The organism is Microbacterium sp. PMB16 (genome assembly GCF_051294855.1).
In the GTDB taxonomy this organism is placed as follows: Bacteria; Actinomycetota; Actinomycetes; order Actinomycetales; family Microbacteriaceae; genus Microbacterium.
Genome location: NZ_CP145908.1, coordinates 1,933,347 through 1,953,770, shown reverse-complemented (window position 1 = coordinate 1,953,770; position 20,424 = coordinate 1,933,347). Strand labels below are relative to the sequence as shown.

Below are 20,424 nucleotides of genomic sequence, written 5' to 3'. Positions count from 1 at the left end.
GTCCGTCCGCCCGTTAACGCGACCTGGCCACTGCGGCGATCGGATGATCGCCGCAGTGGCCAGGTCGTCAGTGCCGGCTTACGGAGCCGTGACGCGGAAGGAGTCGAACGAGACGCCGAGCGTCGCCGTCGCGCTTCCCGACCGGTTGCCGCTCAGCCCCACCGAGCCCGCACCCAACGGTGCGGCGTCGGTCGTGTTGAGCTGCCAGTTGGCCGGCTCCGTCGCTCCCGCAGCCCAGATCTTCGCCGAGATCGCCGCAGACGACGTTCCGGTGACCGAGACCTTCAGCGTGTAGGAGGTGTTCGCCGCGAAGGCGAGTCCCGACACGGCCTGGGTGGCGAGCACCGTGCCGTCACGGTGCGCGACCAGCCAGATCGTGCCATCAGGACGGAGCCATGCACGGACCAGATACTTGCCGGCCGCCGAGTTGCGAGCGATGACACCGATGTAGGCGCCGCCCGCAGCAGGAGCCTGGTCCACGCGGAACGTGGTCTGCAGCACCGCGTCGGCGATCGACGTGGTGTTGAGGGTGGCGTGACGCGTGTCGCCAGCGATCAGCGACATCTTGCCCTGACCGTCGGCGACCGTGGCCGCCGCCTGGGAGCCGCCAGCGATGGTCCAGGCGCCACCGGTGACCGCCGAACCCCAACCCGGACCGGACGTGCGCTCGAACTCGTCGCTCGCCAGCGCGGCGGGCTCGGGGTCCGGGTCCACCGGTGCCGCGGTCACGGTCACCGGCTTCGACGTCGCGTGCGTCGCGCCCTTGTTGTCGGTCACGGTCAGGGTGACCGTGTAGGTGCCGGCCGCGGCATAGGTGCGCGAGGCCGTCGCTCCGGTGCCGCTCGATCCGTCACCGAAGTTCCAGGCGTACGAGGCGATGGTGCCATCCGAATCCGTCGACGCTCCGCCGTTGACGTTGACCGTCAGGTTGGTCGTCGCGGCCGTGAACGATGCCGTCGGGGCGACGTTCGCGGGCTCGGGATCGGGGTCCGGTGCGCCGGGCGTCAGGTTCTTCAGGGTGAAGTCGTCGAAGCTCGCCGGGTTGGTGCCCGTCGCGCTGCCGGCGCGGTAGGAGAAGACGGTGGACGGCCCGGCGACCTGGAGAGCCGCTGTCGCATCCGTCGTCGAGAGCTGCCAGTTGGCCGGCTCCGTCGCCCCGCCGGCCCACAGCTTCGCGCGGATCGTCGTGGTCGGAGCGCCCGTGGTTTCCATCGCCAGGTTGAACGTGCTTCCCGCCGTCCAGGTCAGGCCGGCGACAGCGGTGCTGGCGATGGCCGTTCCGTTGCGGTGGATGACAAGCCACACGGTGCCGTCGGCCTTGTGCCAGGCCAGCGCACGGTAGCCGTTCGCGCCGGAGCGGCGCGAGCCGAGGCCTTCGTAGGCGACGCCCGTCGACGGACCGGAGGTCAGCGTGTACGTGATCCGCCCGGCGGTGTCGCGCAGGGACGTGCCCTGCAGGAGCATCTCGCGCGTCTCACCCGGTGCGAGGTTGACCTTGCCCACTCCGTCTGCGACGGAGGTGACGGCGGCCGAACCGCTCATCGGCGCCCAGGTGCCGCCGAGGTCAGCCGCGCCCCAACCGCTCGAGACGACGCGGCCGAACGAGTCGGATGCGGCGAACACCACGGCCTGCACGGCCACGGACTTCGCTTCCGTGTCGACGCCACCGAGGGTGTCGGTCACCGTGAGGGTGACATCGTACGAACCTGCCTGTGCGTAGGTGTGGCTCGCGGTGGCTCCTGAGCCTGCGGGCGTTCCGTCGCCCCAGTTCCACGCGTAGCTGAGCGTCGCACCGTCGGAGGCGCTCGAGCCGGCGCCGGAGACGTCGAGGCGCAGACCGGACGAGGTCGAGGTGAAGGCCGCGACCGGGTCGGCGTGCGTGGTGACGGCCTGACGCGTGGTCGAGGCCGTGCCGCTGCGATCGTCGGTGACGGTGAGCGTCACCGTGCGGGTACCCGGCGTCGCGTAGACATGGTCGGCGACCTGACCGGTGGAGGTCGTGCCGTCACCCCAGTTCCAGGCGAACGAGGCGATCGTGCCGTCCGAGTCCGCCGATGCCGAAGCATCGACCGCGACGGACAGACCGGTCGCTGCGATCGTGAACGATGCCGTCGGAGCCACGTTCGGCGCCTGCACCACGACCTGCTTCTCGATGGTCGCCGCGAGACCGTGGTTGTCGGTCACGGTGAGCCGGGCGGTGTAGGTGCCCGTCGTCTCGTACTCGTGCGACACGGTCTGGCCGGTCGCCGTCGCCGAGTCGTCACCGAAGTCCCACTGATAGCCCGTGATGGTCGCGGACCCTGCCGGAGCAGAGGTGCTCGCGTCGAAGTCCACGTCGAGACCGGTGGCGGTCGCGGTGAACGCCGCAGTCGGTGCCTGGAAGCCCATGCCGATGCCGTAGTGCGTCTGCACCTGTGCGGCGGTCAGCGCGAACGGGTACACGGCGACCTCGTCGATCGCTCCGCTGAAGTAGCTGGAGGTCGGTCCCGAGGGCCAACCGCCGATGTTGTCACCACCGATGCGCCAGTAACCCAGGTAGTCCTGCGCATCGACCGCACCCGCGGCCGTCGCGACCAGGTCGCCGTCGATGTAGAGCTTCATGCCGTCGGCGCTCTGCGTTCCCACGGCGTGGTGCCACGAGTTGTCGTTGAGCGCGGTGGGACTCTGGATCGTCTGCGTGGTGCCGTTGTACGTACCGAAGACCAGGCGCCCGTTGTTCGCCATGTAGAGGTGGCGGTCGTAGCTGCCGGAGTCGCCGCTCGCGGAGGAGCCGTAACCCAGGAGCTTGCCGCCCCTGTTGGTCGTCGTCTTGAACCAGAGTTCCGTCGCGAACGCCTTCGTCACCTCGACGCGGTTGGTGGTTGCCACCCGTCCCGTCGACGTCCCGCTGAAGTTCGACGCGCCCGTGGCCGTGTTCTGGACGCCGGACGACGTCGTGGAGACTCCGGATCCGAACACCGGCGCGTTCGCGCCGGACCAGTCCTGAGGCGCGGTGCCGAGCGGGTAGTACAGCTCGGGGCCGTCTGCGGTGACCGCATCGACGTACGAGGATGCTGCGCCCGCCGCGATCGTCACGCTGACGGTCTGGCTGCTCACCGTGTTGCCGTTGCCGTCCTTGGCGACGACCGTGTACTGCTGCTCCGAGCCGGGAGCCGCGTTCTTGTCTTCGAGCTTGACCGAGGCCGCGCGGTTCCACCACGTGCCGTTGGCCGTCGCCGTGGCGACGGGAGCGGTCGTGCCGGTGCGGCGGAGCTCGTAGGTCAGCGTCAGGTCATCGCGGTCCCAGTTGGTCGGGATCGAGACCCGCGCGCGGCCGGGGATGAACGACTGCGCGTTCGGCACCCAGTTCGCGCCCGAGAGACGGGGACCGTCCTTGGCGCCGGCCGGCGGGGCGGTCGAGAAGCGCACGAGGCCCTCGAAGCGTCCGTTGTTGACTGAGCGGAACTCGCCGCCGATGGAGATCATGTTGCCCGCACCGGTGATGGAGAGTCCGGCCTGCCCCATGCCCGTCGTCACGCCGACGGCCCAGTCGGGCGTCCAGGCGTAGGCCGAAGGTGCCGGCGTGCCGACCCAGTTCTTGTACGTGCCACCCGCTGCGGGCTGGTTGCCCAGGGTTCCGCGGGCGTCGGCCGTGTAGGCCTCGGAGTAGCGGTGCGTGCGCGGGTTCTGCTCGGGGTGCATGCCCTGCGTGCTGCAGGCGTGCGTGTGGCTCGTCGTGTACACGACCTTGCCCGTGGAGTAGACGCCGTAGTGGTCGCCGAGGCAGTCGGAGATCCAGCGGACCTGTCCGGTACCGGCTTCCGCGGAGAACGTGCCCTCGAGGTTGCCGGTCGCGGCATCGGCGTACACCCAGCCGGTTCCGTAGACGGCGTTGGCATCGGCCGCGAGGCCGAAGATGCCGGCCTTGCCCGAGTTGCCGCCCGTGCTCGAGCCGTTCTTGACGGTCTGCGGGAGTGCCCAGGCGGTGTCGACCGCGCCGGTCCCCTTGTCCAGCGCGACGGTGCCGCGCATGGTGGTGTCGCCGTTCACCTGCGAGAAGCGGCCGGCGGCGATGACATTCTGACCCGCAGGGTCCATGACCATCGCGTCGACCTGGAGGTCGGTCTGCGGCGCCCACGGAAGCAGTGCACCGTTGGCCGCGTTGAAGCCCGCGAGGTTCTTGCGCGCGGTGCCGTTGCCCTGCGTGAAGAGGCCGCCCGCGTAGACGCTCGAGCCGGAGGTCGCGAGCGCGTAGACGCCGGTGCCGCCGATCGACGGGTTGAACCCGGAGACGAGCTGACCGGTCGTCGCATCGAGCGCGGCGAAGTTCCAGCGGGTCTGTCCGTTGACGGAGTTGAACGTGCCTCCGATGTAGATGCGGCTGCCGTCGGGCGAGGCCGCGACGGCCTTGATGACGCCGTTCACCAGCGGAGCGAAGGGCAGCAGCTGCCCGGTGTTGATGTTGTACGCGAGAACGTTGGAGCGCGCGGTCAGGCTCGTGCCCGGCGTCGCGAGCGGTGCCCTGGCGTTGTCGAACTTGCCCACGGCGTAGACCGTCGACCCGATCGTGGTCTGCGCCCAGACGTAGCCGTTGTCGATCTGCACCGTCGGGATCGGATCCGAGGTGACGACGTCGTCATCTCGCTGCAGCAGCGGCGGCGGCTGCGGGACATCCGCGGCGACCGCGGCTTGCGCCCCGAGCGTGGTCATTCCTGCGACGAGCAATGCGCCCGTCACGACGGTCGCGAGCACGGTGCGTGCCCGCTTCCAGGTCTTCGTGTACCCCATTAGTGACTCCCCAGTCCCCAGATGTTCTTCTTCGATTGTGAAAGTGCGTGAAAAGCGAAAGTGCGTGAAAAGCGAAACTGCGTCAGTCAGGAGATCTGACCGGCGAAGGTCGCGACCGGTTCTCCGGCGGCGTAGTTGACGCTGATCTTCACTGAACGGCCCTTCGCGGGGTCGAGCATGAAGACGTAGGTGCCCTCCGCGGTGGCTCCGGCAGCCAGCTCGCCGCTCAGCGGTGAGTTCGGACCGGCCGTGGTGCCGACTCCGACATCGCCGTCGTCGGTGACGAGGCTGATGACCGCGGAATCGATGCTCTGCGCCCGCTTCGAGTCATTGACCACGGACACGGTGACCACGACAGCCGGTCCGGCGAATTCGCCGGGCGTCTCGGGCTTGATCGTGGTGGTCGAGATCTTGTCGATCGAGACGACCATCTCGGTGGAGAGGGTGATCGGCGCGTCGAGCGCGGCGTTCTCCTCTGTCAGCACGGGCGCCTCGGTGGGGCCGTCGGCCTCTTCGTCGGCCGGCGGCGTCCAATCCGTGGTGCTGGATGCTTCGGGCGCAGGTGTCTCGGACGCGTCGGGCGCCGACGTGCAGCCCGCCGTCACGAGAGCGAGCGCGATGAGGGGCGCGATGAACATCGCTTTCCCCGTGCGCGAAAAGCCGTCACCAGAACGGCATGATGAAACGCTGAACACTGCAGCTCCCCAGAACTCAGACCCCAGATCCCAAAGCCCCCTCGACTTTGGTTCCCCTCAACCACGCAGAACGCGGCGTCGGCTAATACTAGTGCGCGAGGTGCGAGATCACAAGGGTCAGATCAGGATGCGTGCCGGCGGTGTCCGGTGAGCTGGGCGAGGATCGTGTCGATCGATGTCTGAACCTCGGTGACGGTCTCTCGGTGTCCGCGGCTGCCGTGCCGATCGGCGATGCTCGTGGGGTCGACGGAGGTCCGACCTCCGAGCAGGCGACGGACCCGGCTCCCGATGTCTCCGGGAGCGGCCAGGGGCACGGCACGCGAGCGGGCGCGGTCGAGATGCGCGACGTACTCGACGACACGGTCACTCGCGGTCGAGGAGAATCCCGCGCCCAGATGCGCGGCTTCCTTGATCGTGAACATCCAGTCCCGCGAGCGCGGGGCGAGACGCACGAGCTCTCCGCGGATCTCCCGCGACGCGGCCAGCACGATGGTCGACTGCTCGATGAGCTCCGCGGTGACCTCCCTCGCGGTGTGCGCCTTCGCCTGCGCGGTCCAGTCATCGTCGTCGTGGAGAGACGCGACCAGCGTGCAGATCGGGTCGCCCGCGCTGGCTCGCACGCCCGCGCTGCTCACGGTGATCGTCGAGCCGGAGCCGAGTCCCCGCCGGAGGGCGAGCTCGGCCAGCGGCGACCTGCAGACGTTGGCGGCACAGACCACCAGGATGCTCTCACCGGTCATGCGGCCACTCCGAGCTTTCCGATTTCACGGAACCACTTCACCGCGGCGAGCGCGAGGAAGAGCACTGCGGCGACGCAGAGAGCTCCATAGCCGACGAGGAACGCGGGGGTCCATCCCCAGAGCACGAACACCAGGCACACGAGACCGAAGTCGGTCGGCAGCAGCACGAGCGAACGCACCAGCGTGCCTCCGCCGCGCTCGTGCGTCGAGGCCACGGCGTGCTTGCCCTTGAGCAGGTCGTTGAGCAGCATCCCCGAGAAGGTCGTCGTTGCGACGATGCTGAACACGATGGGGATCAACAGCAGGGCGGGCGTCTCGGGAAGGACACGGTAGAGCCCGACCAGCACCGCGAGATGGAGCGAGGCGATCTTCAGCGTGTCGATGAAATGATCGAGCCACTCCCCCTGCGGGCTGCCGCCGCCGCGCAGGCGCGCGACCTGTCCGTCGGCCGAGTCCCACGCGTAGCCGAGCACGAGCAGCAGCGCGATCAGGATGCCCATCCACACCTCGACCGGGCCGAAGGCGATGAGTCCGATCGCGACGAACGAGTGCACGGCGCTGATGATCGACACCTGGTTCGGTGTCAGCCCTGCGCGGTAGGCGACGGCCGCCATCACCCGGCCGATCCGTCGGTTGACGTAGACGGAGTATGCGGGCGCGCCCCTCGCGTGCCCCTTCTGCGCCTGTGCGAGACGGCGATATGCCTCTACGACCATGTCCTGCCCTTCTGGTCCGTCCCCCGCGTCCGCGCGATCCGTCGCGCCTCCCGCACCCCGCGAAGATACGCGCGGAACGGGGCGACCGACTGGAGCAGCTGTCGGCGCCCACCGCGGAGAATCACTTCACGGGCCGTGCGCGGGATCGCTCGACGCCATCGCCGCACGGAGTCCTCGTCGAGGTGGCGTACGGCGAACAGCATCCGGTTGCGGATGTTGTAGTAGTAGTAACCCTCGGATTTCGCGCGGGCGAGCTGGGGTTCGGCACGCTGGGTGCCGCCCTCGTCGTGTACGGCGCGTGCTTCCTCGACGAGTGCGAGCGTGCCGCCCGCTGCGACCACTCGCCGCGAGAAGTCCACATCCTCCCAATAGAGGAAGTAGTCGTCGTCGAAGCCGCCGGAGAGCTCCCACACCTCGCGGGTGATCCAGAGGCAGGCGCCGCTCAGCCACGGCTCGAAAGCCCTGCCATCCCCCTCGGCCCGCTTGCGGCGCGAGCGCATCGTGCCGTCGTCGAGGATGAGGTCGATCCCGGCGAACCAGGTGCGGCCGTCCGAATCCTCGATGACGGGCGAGGCGAGCGTGGTGCGCGAGGCGGTCGTGACGGCTGCGAGGGCGCGCAACGAGTCGCGGTCGATGTGCGCGTCGGGGTTGATGATCAGGACGTCGGTCGCCCCGTCGGCCAGGGCACGCGTCACTCCGATGTTCACACCGCCGCCGAACCCGGAGTTCTCCTCCGGTTCGATCAGCACCCAGTCGTTCGCGCGGGCGACGTCCTGCGCTGCGCGCCGCGACTCGGCGCCCGACCAGTTGTCGACGACGATGACCGAGACGCCGGGGGTGATCGCCCGCGCCTCGCGGGCGACGGCAACGAGGTTGCGCTCCAGGAGACCCGCGGAGGCGTAGTTGACGACGACGACAGCAAGCCGTCCGTGCACGATGGGCACGCGATCCTCCCCCCGGATCCGTATCGCGGATCGGCTCGGGTCGCCGGTCGAATTCCCCGGAGTCGCGACCGGCGTCGACTCCCAGGTGAATGACTATACGCGAGACCCGCGCCAGGATGCCGGAATCCGGGGACCACGATACGATGAGCCGGCGTCGGAGTGGGGCGCCGGTGAGCCATGGGGATGGGGCGGATGACACGGGGATCAGAAGCGAGAGGGGCGGTCGCCCTGACGATCGGCGTCCCCACCTATCGCCGACCCGAGCTGCTCGAGGCGCTGCTGCGCACGCTTCCGGCGCGCATCGCCGAATGCGCGGAACTCGGCGTCGACGTCGACGTGCTCGTCGTCGACAACGACCCTGCCGGATCGGCGCGCGAGGTCGCAACGCGCTCGGATGTCCCCGTCCGCTACGTGGTGGAGGAGACCGCCGGCATCGTGGCCGCCCGCAATCGAATCCTCGACGAGTGCGCCGGGAGCGACCTCGTCGCGTTCATCGACGATGACGAGATCCCCCGCGAGCGCTGGCTCTCCGCGCTGGTCTCCGTCTGGCGGGAGCACGACGCGGATGCCGTCATGGGCAGGGTCATCTCGGTCTTCGACGACGATGTCGATCCCTGGCTGCTCGCCTCCGGCACGTTCCGTCGTCCTCCTCGCCAGACCGGAACGATCCTGCACGTCGCCGCCGCGGGCAACCTGCTGCTGGATCTCCGCACGATCCGCCGACTCGGCCTGCGCTTCGACCCGTCGCTCGGACTCGGCGGTGGCGAGGACACTCTCTTCTCGCGGCAGCTGGCCCAGCGCGGCGGGAAGATCGTGTGGTGCAACGAGTCCGAGACCGAGGACCTCGTGGTGGCCGCGCGTCTCAGCCGCGTGTGGGCCGCGCAGCGCGCGTTCAGCTCGGCGAACGCCGGCACCCGCATCCATCTGCAGCTCACCGACGGCACCATCCGGCGCAGCGCGCTCCGCGTGCGGTCTCTCCTCGGCGGCATCGCCCGGATCGTCGTCGGCGGCCTGCGGATGGCCTACGGCACGGTGACCTCGAACATCGCCCATCACGCCAGGGGGACACGCCTGGTCTATCGAGGCCGCGGCACGATCGCCGCCGCCCTCGGGCGCCGCTATGACGAATACCGTCGCCCATCGGAGGATGACACGACCATGACCGATTCCGCATCGAGCATCCGCGTGATGCAGTCGCTGGGCGCTCCGCGTCCGACGACGAACCCGTACAACAAGATGCTCGATGAGGCCCTGGGCTCCACCGACGGGCTCACGCACCTGCGCTTCTCCTGGAAGACCGCGCTCTTCGGGCGCTACGACGCTTTCCACTGGCACTGGCCGGAGGCGAAGATGCACGGTTCGACCTGGTGGAAGTCCGCGGGCAAGCTCGCGCTGACCACCGCCCTGGTCTTCCGTCACCGCCTGTCGCGCCGGATCGCCGTCGTGCGCACCGTGCACAACATCGAGCTGCCGGACGACACCCCGGCCCGGCTGCGACTGCTGCGGTTCATCGACCGCCACACCCACTACCGCATCGTCATCAACGAGACGACGCCACTCCCCGCCGGCGCCCCGCACAGCCTCATCCTGCACGGGCACTACCGGGACTGGTACGCCGCCTTCCCGAGCGCGGAACGCGTTCCCGGTCGGCTCGGATCGTTCGGCGGCATCCGCCGGTACAAGGGGCTCGAGGGCTTCATCGACGCCTACGCCGAGGCCGTCACGGTCGAACCAGGGCTGAACCTGCGCATCGGTGGGCGCCCGTCGACGCCCGAGCTTGCGGCGGACCTCCGAGCACGGACGGCCGACCTTCCCGGCGTCGAGCTGAATCTGGACTTCCTCAGCGACGCCGAGCTGGTCGACCTCGCGACCTCATCGGAGCTCATCGTTCTCGCCTACCGCTTCATGCACAACTCGGGCAGCGTGCTCGCCGCGCTGTCGATGGCGCGTCCGGTGCTCGTCCCGCGGAACGAGGCCAACGAGGCGCTCGCCCGCGAGGTGGGGACGGAGTGGGTGCGGATGTACGACGGCGACCTCGATGCGCCGACGGTCGTCGCGGCCTGGCGTGCCGCATCTGCGCTGACCGGGGCACCTGACCTCTCCCGACGGGAGTGGGCGGATGCCGGCAGGGCACACGCCGATGCCTTCCGTGCGGCCGTGCGGACCAAGCGACGACAGGGCACCACCCGCTAGAGTCGTCGGATACGACTGTGGGGGTCGTGGACGGCAGGGGATGGCCGTCCGCTCTGTGACGCCACCACGGACATCGACGTTTCACGAGGGGGATCATGAAGGGCATCATTCTTGCGGGCGGTTCCGGGACCCGGCTGCATCCGATCACGCTGGGCGTCTCGAAGCAGCTGATCCCGGTCTATGACAAGCCGATGGTGTACTACCCGCTGTCGACGCTCATGCTCGCCGGCATCCGCGACATCCTGGTCATCACGACACCGCACGATGCCGCCCACTTCGAGCGACTGCTCGGCGACGGATCGCAGTTCGGCATCTCGCTCACCTTCGCGCAGCAGGCGTCTCCCGACGGCCTCGCGCAGGCGTTCACGATCGGCGCCGACTTCATCGGCGACGACAGCGTCGCCCTCGTGCTCGGCGACAACCTCCTCTACGGCCCCGGCCTCGGCACGCAGCTGAAGCGCTTCGCCGACATCGACGGCGGCGCCGTCTTCGCGTACTGGGTCGCCGAGCCGGAGGCGTACGGCGTCGTCGCGTTCGACGCCGACGGCCAGGCCGTCTCGCTCGAAGAGAAGCCGAAGAACCCGCAGAGCAACTATGCGGTGCCCGGTCTGTACTTCTACGACAACGACGTCGTCGAGATCGCCCGCAACCTCGAGCCCAGTGCGCGCGGCGAGTACGAGATCACCGACGTGAACCGCGAGTACCTCGAGCGCGGCAAGCTGCAGGTCGAGGTGCTGCCGCGCGGCACCGCCTGGCTCGACACGGGAACGTTCGATCAGATGACGGATGCCGCCGACTACGTGCGCACGATGGAGCGACGGACCGGCATGCGGATCGGGGTGCCCGAGGAGGTCGCGTGGCGGCAGGGTTTCCTGACCGATGACGAGCTGCGCTCCCGCGCCGAGCTGCTCGTGAAGTCGGGCTACGGCTCCTACCTGCTGATGCTTCTGGAAAGGGGCCGCGCATGACCCGTCTGCTCGTGACCGGCGGCGCCGGCTTCATCGGATCCAACTTCGTGCACCATGTCGTGGCGCACACCGACGCGCATGTCACCGTGCTCGACAAGCTCACCTACGCCGGAAACCGCGCGTCGCTCGCCGGCCTCGCCGAGGATCGCGTCGAACTGGTCGAGGGCGACATCGCGGATGCCGAGCTCGTCGACGGGCTCTTCGCGAAGGCCGACGCGGTCGTGCACTATGCGGCGGAGTCGCACAACGACAACTCGCTGCACGACCCGCGGCCGTTCCTCGATACGAACATCATCGGCACGTACACGCTGCTCGAGGCCGCGCGCCGGCACGACCGCCGCTTCCACCACATCTCGACCGACGAGGTCTACGGCGACCTCGAGCTCGACGATCCGCAGCGTTTCACCGAGCAGACCCCGTACAACCCGTCGTCGCCGTACTCGTCGACGAAGGCCGGGAGCGATCTGCTCGTGCGCGCCTGGGTGCGGTCGTTCGGCGTCCAGGCGACGATCTCGAACTGCTCGAACAACTACGGCCCGTATCAGCACGTCGAGAAGTTCATCCCGAGGCAGATCACGAACGTGATCCGCGGCATCCGTCCCAAGCTGTACGGCGCGGGGCAGAACGTGCGCGACTGGATCCACGCCGACGATCACTCCTCGGCGGTCCTGACGATCCTGGAGAAGGGCGCGATCGGCGAGACCTACCTGATCGGCGCCGACGGCGAGAAGGACAACAAGTCGGTCGTCGAGCTGATCCTCACGCAGATGGGCCTGCCGGCCGACGCCTACGACCACGTCACCGATCGAGCCGGCCACGACCTGCGGTACGCGATCGATTCGACGAAGCTCCGCACCGAGCTGGGCTGGTCGCCGCAGTTCTCCGACTTCGAGTCGGGGCTGGCGTCGACGATCGACTGGTACCGCGCGAACGAGGACTGGTGGGCGCCCTCGAAGGACGCCACCGAGTCGTTCTACGCCGCGAAGGGGCAGTGAGTGCAGCGATGACCGAGTTCGGCAAGGCACTCACCGTGACCGAGACGCCCATTCCCGGCCTGCTGCTCGTCGAGCTGCCCGTGCACGGCGACTCCCGCGGCTGGTTCAAGGAGAACTGGCAGCGCGAGAAGATGGTCGCCGCGGGTCTTCCCGACTTCGGTCCCGTGCAGAACAACGTGTCGTTCAACGACGCGGTCGGCACGACCCGCGGCATCCACGCCGAGCCCTGGGACAAATGGGTGTCGGTCGCGACCGGCCGGATCTTCGGCGCGTGGGTCGATCTGCGGGCCGGCGACACCTTCGGCACGGTCTTCACGACCGAGATCGACCCGTCGCGGGCGATCCTGGTGCCGCGCGGGGTCGGCAACTCGTACCAGACGCTCGAGGCCGACACCGCGTACACCTACCTCGTGAACGACCACTGGTCGCCGGACGCGGCGTACTCCTTCCTCAACCTCGCCGATGAGACCGCCGCGATCACGTGGCCGATCCCGCTGTCCGAGGTCGAGATCTCCCCCAAGGACCTTGCGCACCCGCGTCTCGCCGACGTCACCCCGATCGGACCGCGCAAGACGCTGGTCATCGGTGCGGGCGGCCAGCTCGGTCTCGCCCTCCGCGAGGCCCTCGGCGACGCCGATCACATCGAGTACGCGACGCGGGAGACGCTCGATCTTCGCGCGGACCTGACGACTGCTCGTCGCTGGCGTGACTACGGCACCATCATCAACGCCGCCGCGTACACCGCGGTCGACCTGGCTGAGACGCCGGAGGGTCGCGGAGACGCGTGGGCAGCGAACGTCACCGGCGTCGCCGCGCTCGCTCGAGTCGCCACCGAGAACGGTCTCACCCTCGTCCACGTGTCCAGCGACTACGTGTTCGACGGAACGAAATCCGGGCCCCACACGGAAGCCGACCCGGTGCGCCCGCTCGGCGTCTACGGGCAGACCAAGGCCGCCGGCGACGCGATCGCCGCGACGGTACCGCGCCACTACGTGGTCCGCACCTCCTGGGTGATCGGCGAGGGGCGCAACTTCGTGCGCACCATGGCCTCGCTCGCCGAACGCGGCATCGCCCCCCGCGTCGTCGGAGACCAGATCGGCCGCCTGACCTTCACATCCGACCTCGCCTCCGCCATCCGGCATCTGGTGTCGACGGCGGCGCCGTACGGTGTGTACAACGTGACGGGTGCGGGCGAGACGCACTCCTGGGCGGACATCGCCCGTGCCGTCTACCGGCTCACCGGTCACGACCCCGCCGCCGTGACCGACGTGACCACTGCCGAGTACTTCGCCGGCCAGGACGGTCCGATCGCGCCGCGCCCGCTCAACAGCGTGCTGGATCTGAGCCGGATCGAATCGGCCGGCTGGACGCCTCGCGATGCGGATGCCGCGCTCGCGGCCTACCTCGCGGCAGACGCGGGCTGAGCGCCTAGAGCTCGCCCGGCTTCATCACCTCGACGTCGATCGCACGGATCACGCGCTGTGCGGCGGTGTCGACGGGCGGTTCGCCGACCCCGGCGTCGGTCTTCCGGCGCCGCTCGGGTGCATAGACCACCAGCGAGTGGAACAGGAACCGGGCGAAGAACGCCACGATCAGCGACAGCGCGGTGGCCAGCACGCTGGAGATGTGCCAGCTCTCCACCATCAGGGCCATCACAGGGATGCGCAGGGCCGCTTCGACGTTGTTGAATGCGAAGGAGGTGGCGAAGCGGATGCCGAGCGCACGAGCATCCGTTCTCATGTCGGCGAACACGAATCGCTCCTGCAGCAGGAAGTTGCCGACGATCGTGACCTCGGCGCCGATGATCGCCGCCCAGACGTACGGCACACCGGCGGCGGTCAACGCCCACATGATGCCGAGGTTCGCCACGGCCCCGATCACGCCGATCATCGCGAACAGCGACATCTTGCCGAAGCGCAGTCGTGCGAGATGCGCCAGGAAGGTGGCGCCCTGACGCATGCTCGCCTTGGAGCTGCCGTGCCGGCGCTCGCCGAACTCCATCGGCAGCTCCGCGATGCGCAGGTCGGTGCGCGCCAGGATCTCGAGCAGAATCTTGAACCCCTGGGGCTTCAGAGCCGCGAGGTCGAGGCTGCTCCGGTCGACGAGGAAGAATCCGGTCATCGGGTCGGTGCTGCGTGCGAGGCGGATCGGGAACATCGCCCTCGTCAGCCAGGTCGCCGCGCGTGAGACGCCGAAGCGCACCGCCGTGCCGAGACCGCTGGTGTCGCCGCCGCCGATGTAGCGCGAAGCGGCGACCACGTCGGCGTCGCCTGCTGCGTGCCGGTCGAGGAGGGCGGGGAGCAGTTCCGGCGGATGCTGCAGGTCTCCGTCCATCACGATGCAGACGTCGGATGCTGCGGCGTGCAGCCCGACGACCACCGCACCGCCGAGCCCACCCGTGTTCTGGGGGCGATGGATCACGCGCACGGCGATCGGTGCGTCCGCGGCGACTCTGGCGATCTCGGTCGCGGTGTCGTCGGTGCTGTCGTCGACGAACAGGATCTCCGCGTCCCGCCCCTCGAGCGCGGCCGCGGTGCGCGCCACGAGTTCGGCGACGTTGTCGCGCTCGTTGAACGTCGGCACGATGACCGTGACGGCTGCCCCCACGTGCTCCCCCGCTTCTGCCTGCGCATGGTCTGCGGCATCCATCGTTTCATGGGTTCCTGTGGGGTGCGAAACCCGTTCCTGCTACACTCGGAGATCGCGGCTGTGGGAGTCGCGAAGCGGATGGGGATCCGCTCACTGGGGAATTACTGATCTGGGGAGATCATGGGGACGCGTATCGGCTATGCCGTTGGTGCTTTCGACCTGTTTCACGTCGGGCATCTGAACCTTCTTCGTCACGCCAAGCAGCAGTGCGACATTCTGATCGCCGGCGTCGTGAGCGACGAGATGCTGCGCCAGGTGAAGGGCATCGAGCCCGTCATCCCGACGGCGGAGCGCGCGGAGATCGTCAAGCACATCTCGTTCGTCGACGACGTCTACGTCGAGACGACGCCGTCGAAGCTCGACTCGTGGCGCGACGTGCAGTTCACGCACTTCTTCAAGGGCGATGACTGGCGTGGCACCGAGAAGGGGCTGCGCCTGGAGCGCGACTTCGCCGAGGTGGGCGTGGAGGTCGTGTACTTCCCGTACACCGCGCACACGTCGAGCTCGTCGCTGCGGCGAGCGCTCGACGCGATCACCGCCGGTGCGAGCGCGCCGGCGCTCGCCCTGTCCCGCTGATCGACTCGCGCTGTTCGGCCCGAACCGGTCAGCGCGAGTCGCTCAGTTCGCGACGCCGAGGAGGCTGCGCGCCATCCGCGACACGTGCGCCGGGGTGTGCGGGCCGAGCCACACCGTCCACTGCGCGGGCGGCTCCGTGCAGGTCCATTCCACGCACCAGGCGTGCACGGCGTTCGCCAGCCGCTCTCCCTTGGTGTGCGCATGCGTCCCGTCGCCGCGCACCAGCCAGCGCACCGAGACCCCCTCGGGAACATCGATATGGCGGAACTGGATCCGCGCGGCGGCCTCGAGCAGGATGACCCCGGTCGCGTCCCACGGGAGTCGGGTCGCGATGCCCGCGATGACTGCGGCGTCCGCCGCATCACCGGCGATGAGCACGGCTCCGTCGATGTTCTCCCAGTCGGGATCGTCCAGGTGTTCGCAGGCGCTGCTCATGCAAGAAGTATAGGTAAGGCTACCCTTAGTCAGCAACCCATGCCGTGCTCAGGACAATCCGCGCGTTGGCACGATTCTCCACCGGAGCCGACCCCGCCGCGCGGCCGTAGGCTGGATGCATGACTTCTCCTGCCTCTGACACCATCACGATGTTCGGCGCCGAGTGGTGCAGCGACTGCCGCCGCACCAAGAAGCAGCTCGATGAGCTGGGCGTCGAGTACACCTACGTCGACCTGGAGGCCGACCCCTCCGCGGCAGACGTCGCGAAGGAGATCTCGGGACGCATGAACATCCCGGTCGTCCTCTACCCCGACGCCTCGCACCACGTCGAGCCCTCGAACGCCGACGTCGAGACGAAGCTGCGGGAACTCGCGCTGATCTGACCCGCGCACGCCCTCCACCTCGCCGCTCCTCGGTTCCTGAGCGAGGAGCGAAGCGACGAGACGAAGGGCGCTTAGGAACCGCACCGATACACTGGCGCGATGAGCACTGAGGCTCGGCCCGAACGGGCATCCGTCCGCCTGTCCCCGCGAACGATCGTGCTGTACGCGATCGGCTCGCTCGGCACCGGCGGCTACGCCACCCTCCCCGGGCTGGTGCTGACCTACTTCCTCACCGACAACCTCGGTGTGGCCGCGCTGGCCGCGGGGCTGATCGTGACGTCGGCGAAGATCTGGGACGTCGTGATCGATCCGCTGATCGGCGCCGCATCGGACCGACAGCTCGCACGCACCGGCTCCCGCCGCGGGTTCATGGTCACGGGCGCGCTCACCCTCCCGCTGTGCTTCGCGCTGACCTTCGCGGTGCCGCCGTCGTGGGGCCCTGTCGCCGGGGCGATCTGCGTGCTGCTGGCGTTCCTCGCCACGGCCACCGCGTTCAGTCTCTTCCAGGTCCCGTACGTCGCGCTGCCCGCAGAGCTCACCGGCAGCTACGACGAGCGCACCCGGTTGCTCGGATGGCGCGTCGTGGTGCTCACCGCCGCGATCCTGCTGTTCGGCGCCGGCGGCCCTGCCCTGCGCAAGGCGGGGTCCGACCCCGCCATGGGGTACCTGCTGATGGGCATCGCTGCCGGCGTCGTGATCGGCATCGGCATGTTCATCGCGGCACGGACGGCGGGTCCGTCGACCGCCTCAACTCGCGCGACGGATCGCGCTCCAGCAACCGCGTCGACGGACTCCGGATGGCGCGACCAGTACCTCTCCGGATTCCGGGCGCTGGGGCGCAGCCAGCCCTTCCGGGCGCTGCTGGGCACCTTCCTGCTGCAGGCGCTGGCGACGGGCACGATGCTGGCCGGCGCACAGTACGTCGCGACCTGGGTGCTGCGCTCCGAAGACGCGGTGACCTTGGTCTTCGTGGCGCTCGTCGGACCCGCACTGCTCGCGACGCCGGCATGGACGATCGTGGCCCGACGCCTCGGCAAGGAGCGAGCGTTCGCGATCGCCAGCATCCTGTTCACCCTGGCCGCCGCATCCATCACCGCCGCGGTCTGGGCGCCGGGCGCGTGGATCTACGCGTCCGTCGCGGTCGCGGGCGTCGCATACGCCGGACTCCAGTCGCTGCCCATGGCGATGCTGCCCGACGTGATCTCGCACGACGAGCGCGCGAGCGGCCCCGGCCAGGCGGGCACGTTCACCGGCATCTGGACCGCGGGTGAGACCGTCGGCTTCGCGCTGGGCGCGACCGCCGTGTCGCTGACGCTCGCCGCCACCGGGTATGTCTCCACCGTCGCCGGCGTGGCGGTGGAACAACCGGATGCTGCGATCACGGGCATCGTGCTCAGCTTCAGCATCCTCCCGGCCGTGCTCATGGCCGCGAGCCTGCTGACGCTCCGCCGCTACCGGCTGCGCCGCCACGACATCGACGTCGAGACCTCCCCCGGCGCATAAGCTGGGATCCCGTCCGAAGGAGACGCCGATGACTTCTGCGACCACGCCCGACGCCCCGTCCGCTCCCGCGAAGCGCACGCCGAAGACCACGGCTCCCGAGCTCGCGGAAGGAGAGCGCGAGCGGCTCGACCGCGCGATCGATGAGCTGCAAGTCGGAGCCGGCACCTGGGCGGCACTCACGGTCGCTCAGCGCGTCACCCTGCTGCGGGCGGTGCGCACGAGCGTCGCGGCCGTCGCCGAGGACTGGGCGAACACGGCCGCGGCCTCCAAGGGGCTCGACGGGCGGCATCCGCTCCGGGGTGAGGAGTGGCTCAGCGGGCCGTACAGCGTGCTGGGAGCGCTCGACGCCTACATCGAGACCCTGTCGCGATTGGCGAAGGGGACGAATCCGCTCGACGGAGTGAAGGTCGAGCGAGGACCGGGCGGTCGAACCCGCGTGCAGGCGTTCCCCCTGACCGGCATCGACAGGTTCCTGCTCTCCGGATACACCGGCGAGGTGTGGCTGGAGCCGGGCGTCACCCCGAATGCGGCACGCGCCGCCGCGGGCCTCGCGCAGCGCACCCCGGCCGATTCCGGAGGCGTCGGCCTCGTGCTCGGTGCCGGCAACATCACGTCGATCCCGGTGCTCGACGTGATGTACGAGCTGCTCGCGCACAACCGCACCGCGCTGCTCAAGGTCAACCCGACGCAGGACGCGCTCGTGCCGGTCTACAAGCGCGCGTTCGCGCCGCTGATCGGCGCAGGGCTCGTGCGCATCGTCCGCGGCGGGCCCGCGGTCGGCGAGTATCTCACTGGCCACCCCGACCTCGCCCACGTGCACATCACCGGCTCGGCGACGACGTTCGATGCGATCGTCTGGGGCCCGTCGAAGGGTCCGGGAGCCGCGGCGACCACGCGGCGGCGGCGCGAGAACCGTCCGCGTCTGAAGAAGCCGATCACGGCCGAACTCGGCGGCGTCTCGCCGATCATCATCGTGCCCGGCCGCTGGACCGACGCCGACCTCACCTATCAGGCCGAGCATGTCGTGACCATGCGGCTGCAGAACTCCGGCCACAACTGCATCGCCGGCCAGGTCGTCATCCTCTCCTCGGACTGGGACCAGGCCGACGCCTTCCGGGCGGCGCTCCGCCGCGCGTACGCGAACGCACCCGAACGCCCGATCTGGTACCCGGGCGCCCCCTCGCGCATGCACCTCGCGACCGACGCCTACCCCGACGCGCTCGTGCTCGGGGATCGCGTCCTCGTCGAGATCGGCGTGGGCGACGACGCCTCCCCCCTGCAGAACACCGAATACTTCGCCCCGGTGCTCGGCGTCGTCACCCTCCCCGGAACAGGCCAGACGTTCCTCGACGCGGCCGTGGCCTACGCGAATGACGAGCTCCAGGGCACGCTCGGCGCCAACCTGCTGATCGACCCCGTCACCGAGACAGCACTGGGCGCGGGGTTCGAACGGGCGATCACCGCCCTGCGCTACGGATCGATCGCGATCAACGGCTGGACGGCCTTCGGATTCATCACCCCGACGCTCACGTGGGGCGCGTACCCCGGCAGCACGATCGACGACGTCGGCAGCGGCATCGGCGTGGTGCACAACGCACTGTTGCTGGACCGTGTCGAGCGCTCGGTGATCCGTGGGCCGTTCCGGCCGTTGCCGCGCTGGATCGCCGGGTCACTGAGCCTGTCGAAGGGCGGCGTCGGACGCGTGACGATCCTGCCGAAGCCTCCGTGGTTCGTGTCCGCGCGCACCGGGGCGGTCGTCAGCGAGGGGCTCACCCGGTTCCGCGCGAACGGCGGCACGCTCGGTCTGGTGAAGACGCTGCTCCGCGCGATGCGCGCCTGACCCGCTCCGCTGTCAGGACGAGGCGGCGAACTTGTCGGTCGCGGCGCGCAGCGCCCGCTGAGTGCCCGGTTCGGCCGCGGAATGACCGGCGTCGTCGACCACGACGAACTCCGCCTCCGGCCACGCCGTGTGCAGGTCCCACGCCGTCATCATCGGCGTACACACGTCGTGGCGCCCCTGCACGATCACCGTGGGGATGTGGCGGATGGTCTCCACGCCGGCGATCAGCTGCCCTTCCTCCCACCATCCTCGGTGCACGAAGAAGTGGTTCTCGATACGCGCGAACGCGGTGGCGGTGCGCGGGTCGGACATCGCGGCGATCTGCGCAGCATCCGGACGCAGAGTGACCGTCGCGGCCTCCCAGGTCGACCAGGCGACTGCAGCAGGGCCGTGCACGGCGGGGTCCGGATCGAAGAGCCGTCGGTGGTATGCCTCGATCATGCGCGAGCGCTCGAGCACCGGGATCGGGGCGAGGAAGTCCTCCCACAGGTCGGGGAAGAGGGCCGCTGCGCCCCCTTCGTAGAACCACTCCAGCTCGACACGACGCAGCGTGAAGATGCCGCGCAGCACGAGCTCGCTCACCGCATCGGGGTGTGCCTGTGCGTAGGCGAGAGCGAGAGCACTCCCCCAGGATCCGCCGAAGACCTGCCACCGGTCGATGCCGAGGTTCTTGCGCAGCAGCTCGATGTCGGCGATCAGGTGGGCGGTGGTGACGTAGCGCAGGTCGGCGTCCGGCGCGCTCGCGTGCGGGGTGCTCTTGCCGCAGCCGCGCTGGTCGAGGAGGACGATGCGGTAGAGCTCCGGATCGAAGAAACGTCGCTGCCAGGGCGACGTCCCGCTGCCGGGTCCGCCGTGCAGGAACACCACCGGCTTACCCTCGGGATTGCCGCTGACCTCCCAGTACATGCGGTGGCCGTCACCGACGAGCAGTTCACCCGTCTCGAACGGCTCGATCGGCGGATACAGCGCATCCAGGTCCATCGCCATCGATCCCCCAGTTAGTAAGCAGTACAACTGCTC

16 protein-coding genes are annotated in these 20,424 nt (G+C 69.3%); 8 read left to right on the top strand and 8 right to left on the bottom strand.

Features of this window, described 5'->3' with window-relative positions; translation table 11 throughout:
- Nucleotides 1-78: 78 nt before the first annotated feature.
- From V5D55_RS09295 to V5D55_RS09275, 5 genes are all read right to left on the bottom strand, one after another.
- On the bottom strand, nt 79-4,767 hold the full coding sequence (locus V5D55_RS09295) for a PKD domain-containing protein (protein ID WP_435749120.1): 4,689 nt from the start codon (nt 4,765-4,767) through the stop codon (nt 79-81).
- An 86-nt stretch (nt 4,768-4,853) separates the two neighbouring features.
- A complete protein-coding gene (locus tag V5D55_RS09290; RefSeq protein ID WP_435749119.1) occupies nt 4,854-5,405 on the bottom strand; it encodes a hypothetical protein in 552 nt (183 codons plus the stop codon).
- A gap of 179 nt (nt 5,406-5,584) precedes the next feature.
- Nucleotides 5,585-6,202 carry a hypothetical protein gene (locus V5D55_RS09285; RefSeq protein WP_435749118.1) on the bottom strand — a complete coding sequence of 206 codons (618 nt, stop codon included), beginning with the start codon at nt 6,200-6,202 and terminating at the stop codon, nt 5,585-5,587.
- A complete protein-coding gene (locus tag V5D55_RS09280; protein ID WP_435749117.1) occupies nt 6,199-6,918 on the bottom strand; it encodes a CDP-alcohol phosphatidyltransferase family protein in 720 nt (239 codons plus the stop codon). Before V5D55_RS09280 ends, V5D55_RS09285 begins: the two co-directional genes overlap by 4 nt.
- Nucleotides 6,909-7,862, bottom strand: a complete 954-nt coding sequence (locus V5D55_RS09275) for a glycosyltransferase family 2 protein (RefSeq protein WP_435749116.1) — start codon at nt 7,860-7,862, stop codon at nt 6,909-6,911. Before V5D55_RS09275 ends, V5D55_RS09280 begins: the two co-directional genes overlap by 10 nt.
- A gap of 192 nt (nt 7,863-8,054) precedes the next feature.
- Between V5D55_RS09275 and V5D55_RS09270 the strand changes: the two genes are divergently transcribed.
- The 4 genes from V5D55_RS09270 to V5D55_RS09255 all read left to right on the top strand — a co-directional run bounded on the left by V5D55_RS09270 (nt 8,055) and on the right by V5D55_RS09255 (nt 13,442).
- Nucleotides 8,055-10,055: a glycosyltransferase gene (locus V5D55_RS09270; RefSeq protein WP_435749115.1), complete on the top strand. Its 2,001-nt coding sequence runs from the start codon at nt 8,055-8,057 to the stop codon at nt 10,053-10,055.
- Nucleotides 10,056-10,150: 95 nt separating this feature from the next.
- Nucleotides 10,151-11,023 carry a glucose-1-phosphate thymidylyltransferase RfbA gene (gene rfbA, locus V5D55_RS09265; RefSeq protein ID WP_435749114.1) on the top strand — a complete coding sequence of 291 codons (873 nt, stop codon included), beginning with the start codon at nt 10,151-10,153 and terminating at the stop codon, nt 11,021-11,023.
- Nucleotides 11,020-12,018, top strand: a complete 999-nt coding sequence (gene rfbB / locus V5D55_RS09260) for a dTDP-glucose 4,6-dehydratase (RefSeq protein ID WP_435749113.1) — start codon at nt 11,020-11,022, stop codon at nt 12,016-12,018. Before rfbA ends, rfbB begins: the two co-directional genes overlap by 4 nt.
- Before the next feature lie 8 nt (nt 12,019-12,026).
- Nucleotides 12,027-13,442 carry a sugar nucleotide-binding protein gene (locus V5D55_RS09255; RefSeq protein ID WP_435749112.1) on the top strand — a complete coding sequence of 472 codons (1,416 nt, stop codon included), beginning with the start codon at nt 12,027-12,029 and terminating at the stop codon, nt 13,440-13,442.
- Nucleotides 13,443-13,446: 4 nt separating this feature from the next.
- Here V5D55_RS09255 and V5D55_RS09250 read toward each other — a convergent pair whose 3' ends face one another.
- Nucleotides 13,447-14,667, bottom strand: coding sequence for a glycosyltransferase (locus V5D55_RS09250; protein ID WP_435749110.1), 1,221 nt, complete (start codon nt 14,665-14,667; stop codon nt 13,447-13,449).
- Between the two features lie 120 nt (nt 14,668-14,787).
- Between V5D55_RS09250 and V5D55_RS09245 the strand changes: the two genes are divergently transcribed.
- A complete protein-coding gene (locus V5D55_RS09245; RefSeq protein ID WP_435749109.1) occupies nt 14,788-15,243 on the top strand; it encodes an adenylyltransferase/cytidyltransferase family protein in 456 nt (151 codons plus the stop codon).
- A 42-nt stretch (nt 15,244-15,285) separates the two neighbouring features.
- On the opposite strand, the gene V5D55_RS09240 is transcribed toward V5D55_RS09245, so the two are convergent.
- On the bottom strand, nt 15,286-15,678 hold the full coding sequence (locus tag V5D55_RS09240) for an SIP domain-containing protein (RefSeq protein ID WP_435749108.1): 393 nt from the start codon (nt 15,676-15,678) through the stop codon (nt 15,286-15,288).
- Between the two features lie 119 nt (nt 15,679-15,797).
- Here V5D55_RS09240 and V5D55_RS09235 point away from each other — a divergent pair, with 119 nt between their 5' ends.
- The 3 genes from V5D55_RS09235 (at nt 15,798) to V5D55_RS09225 (ending at nt 19,404) form a co-directional block, all read left to right on the top strand.
- Nucleotides 15,798-16,061 carry a glutaredoxin domain-containing protein gene (locus tag V5D55_RS09235; protein ID WP_307377143.1) on the top strand — a complete coding sequence of 88 codons (264 nt, stop codon included), beginning with the start codon at nt 15,798-15,800 and terminating at the stop codon, nt 16,059-16,061.
- A 99-nt stretch (nt 16,062-16,160) separates the two neighbouring features.
- Nucleotides 16,161-17,564, top strand: coding sequence for an MFS transporter (locus V5D55_RS09230; RefSeq protein WP_435749107.1), 1,404 nt, complete (start codon nt 16,161-16,163; stop codon nt 17,562-17,564).
- Between the two features lie 28 nt (nt 17,565-17,592).
- A complete protein-coding gene (locus tag V5D55_RS09225) occupies nt 17,593-19,404 on the top strand; it encodes an aldehyde dehydrogenase family protein (RefSeq protein WP_435749105.1) in 1,812 nt (603 codons plus the stop codon).
- Nucleotides 19,405-19,416: 12 nt separating this feature from the next.
- On the opposite strand, the gene pip is transcribed toward V5D55_RS09225, so the two are convergent.
- The gene (gene pip / locus V5D55_RS09220; protein ID WP_435749104.1) at nt 19,417-20,391 is read right to left on the bottom strand and encodes a prolyl aminopeptidase; all 975 of its coding nucleotides are present in this window, start codon (nt 20,389-20,391) and stop codon (nt 19,417-19,419) included.
- Nucleotides 20,392-20,424: the final 33 nt, after the last annotated feature.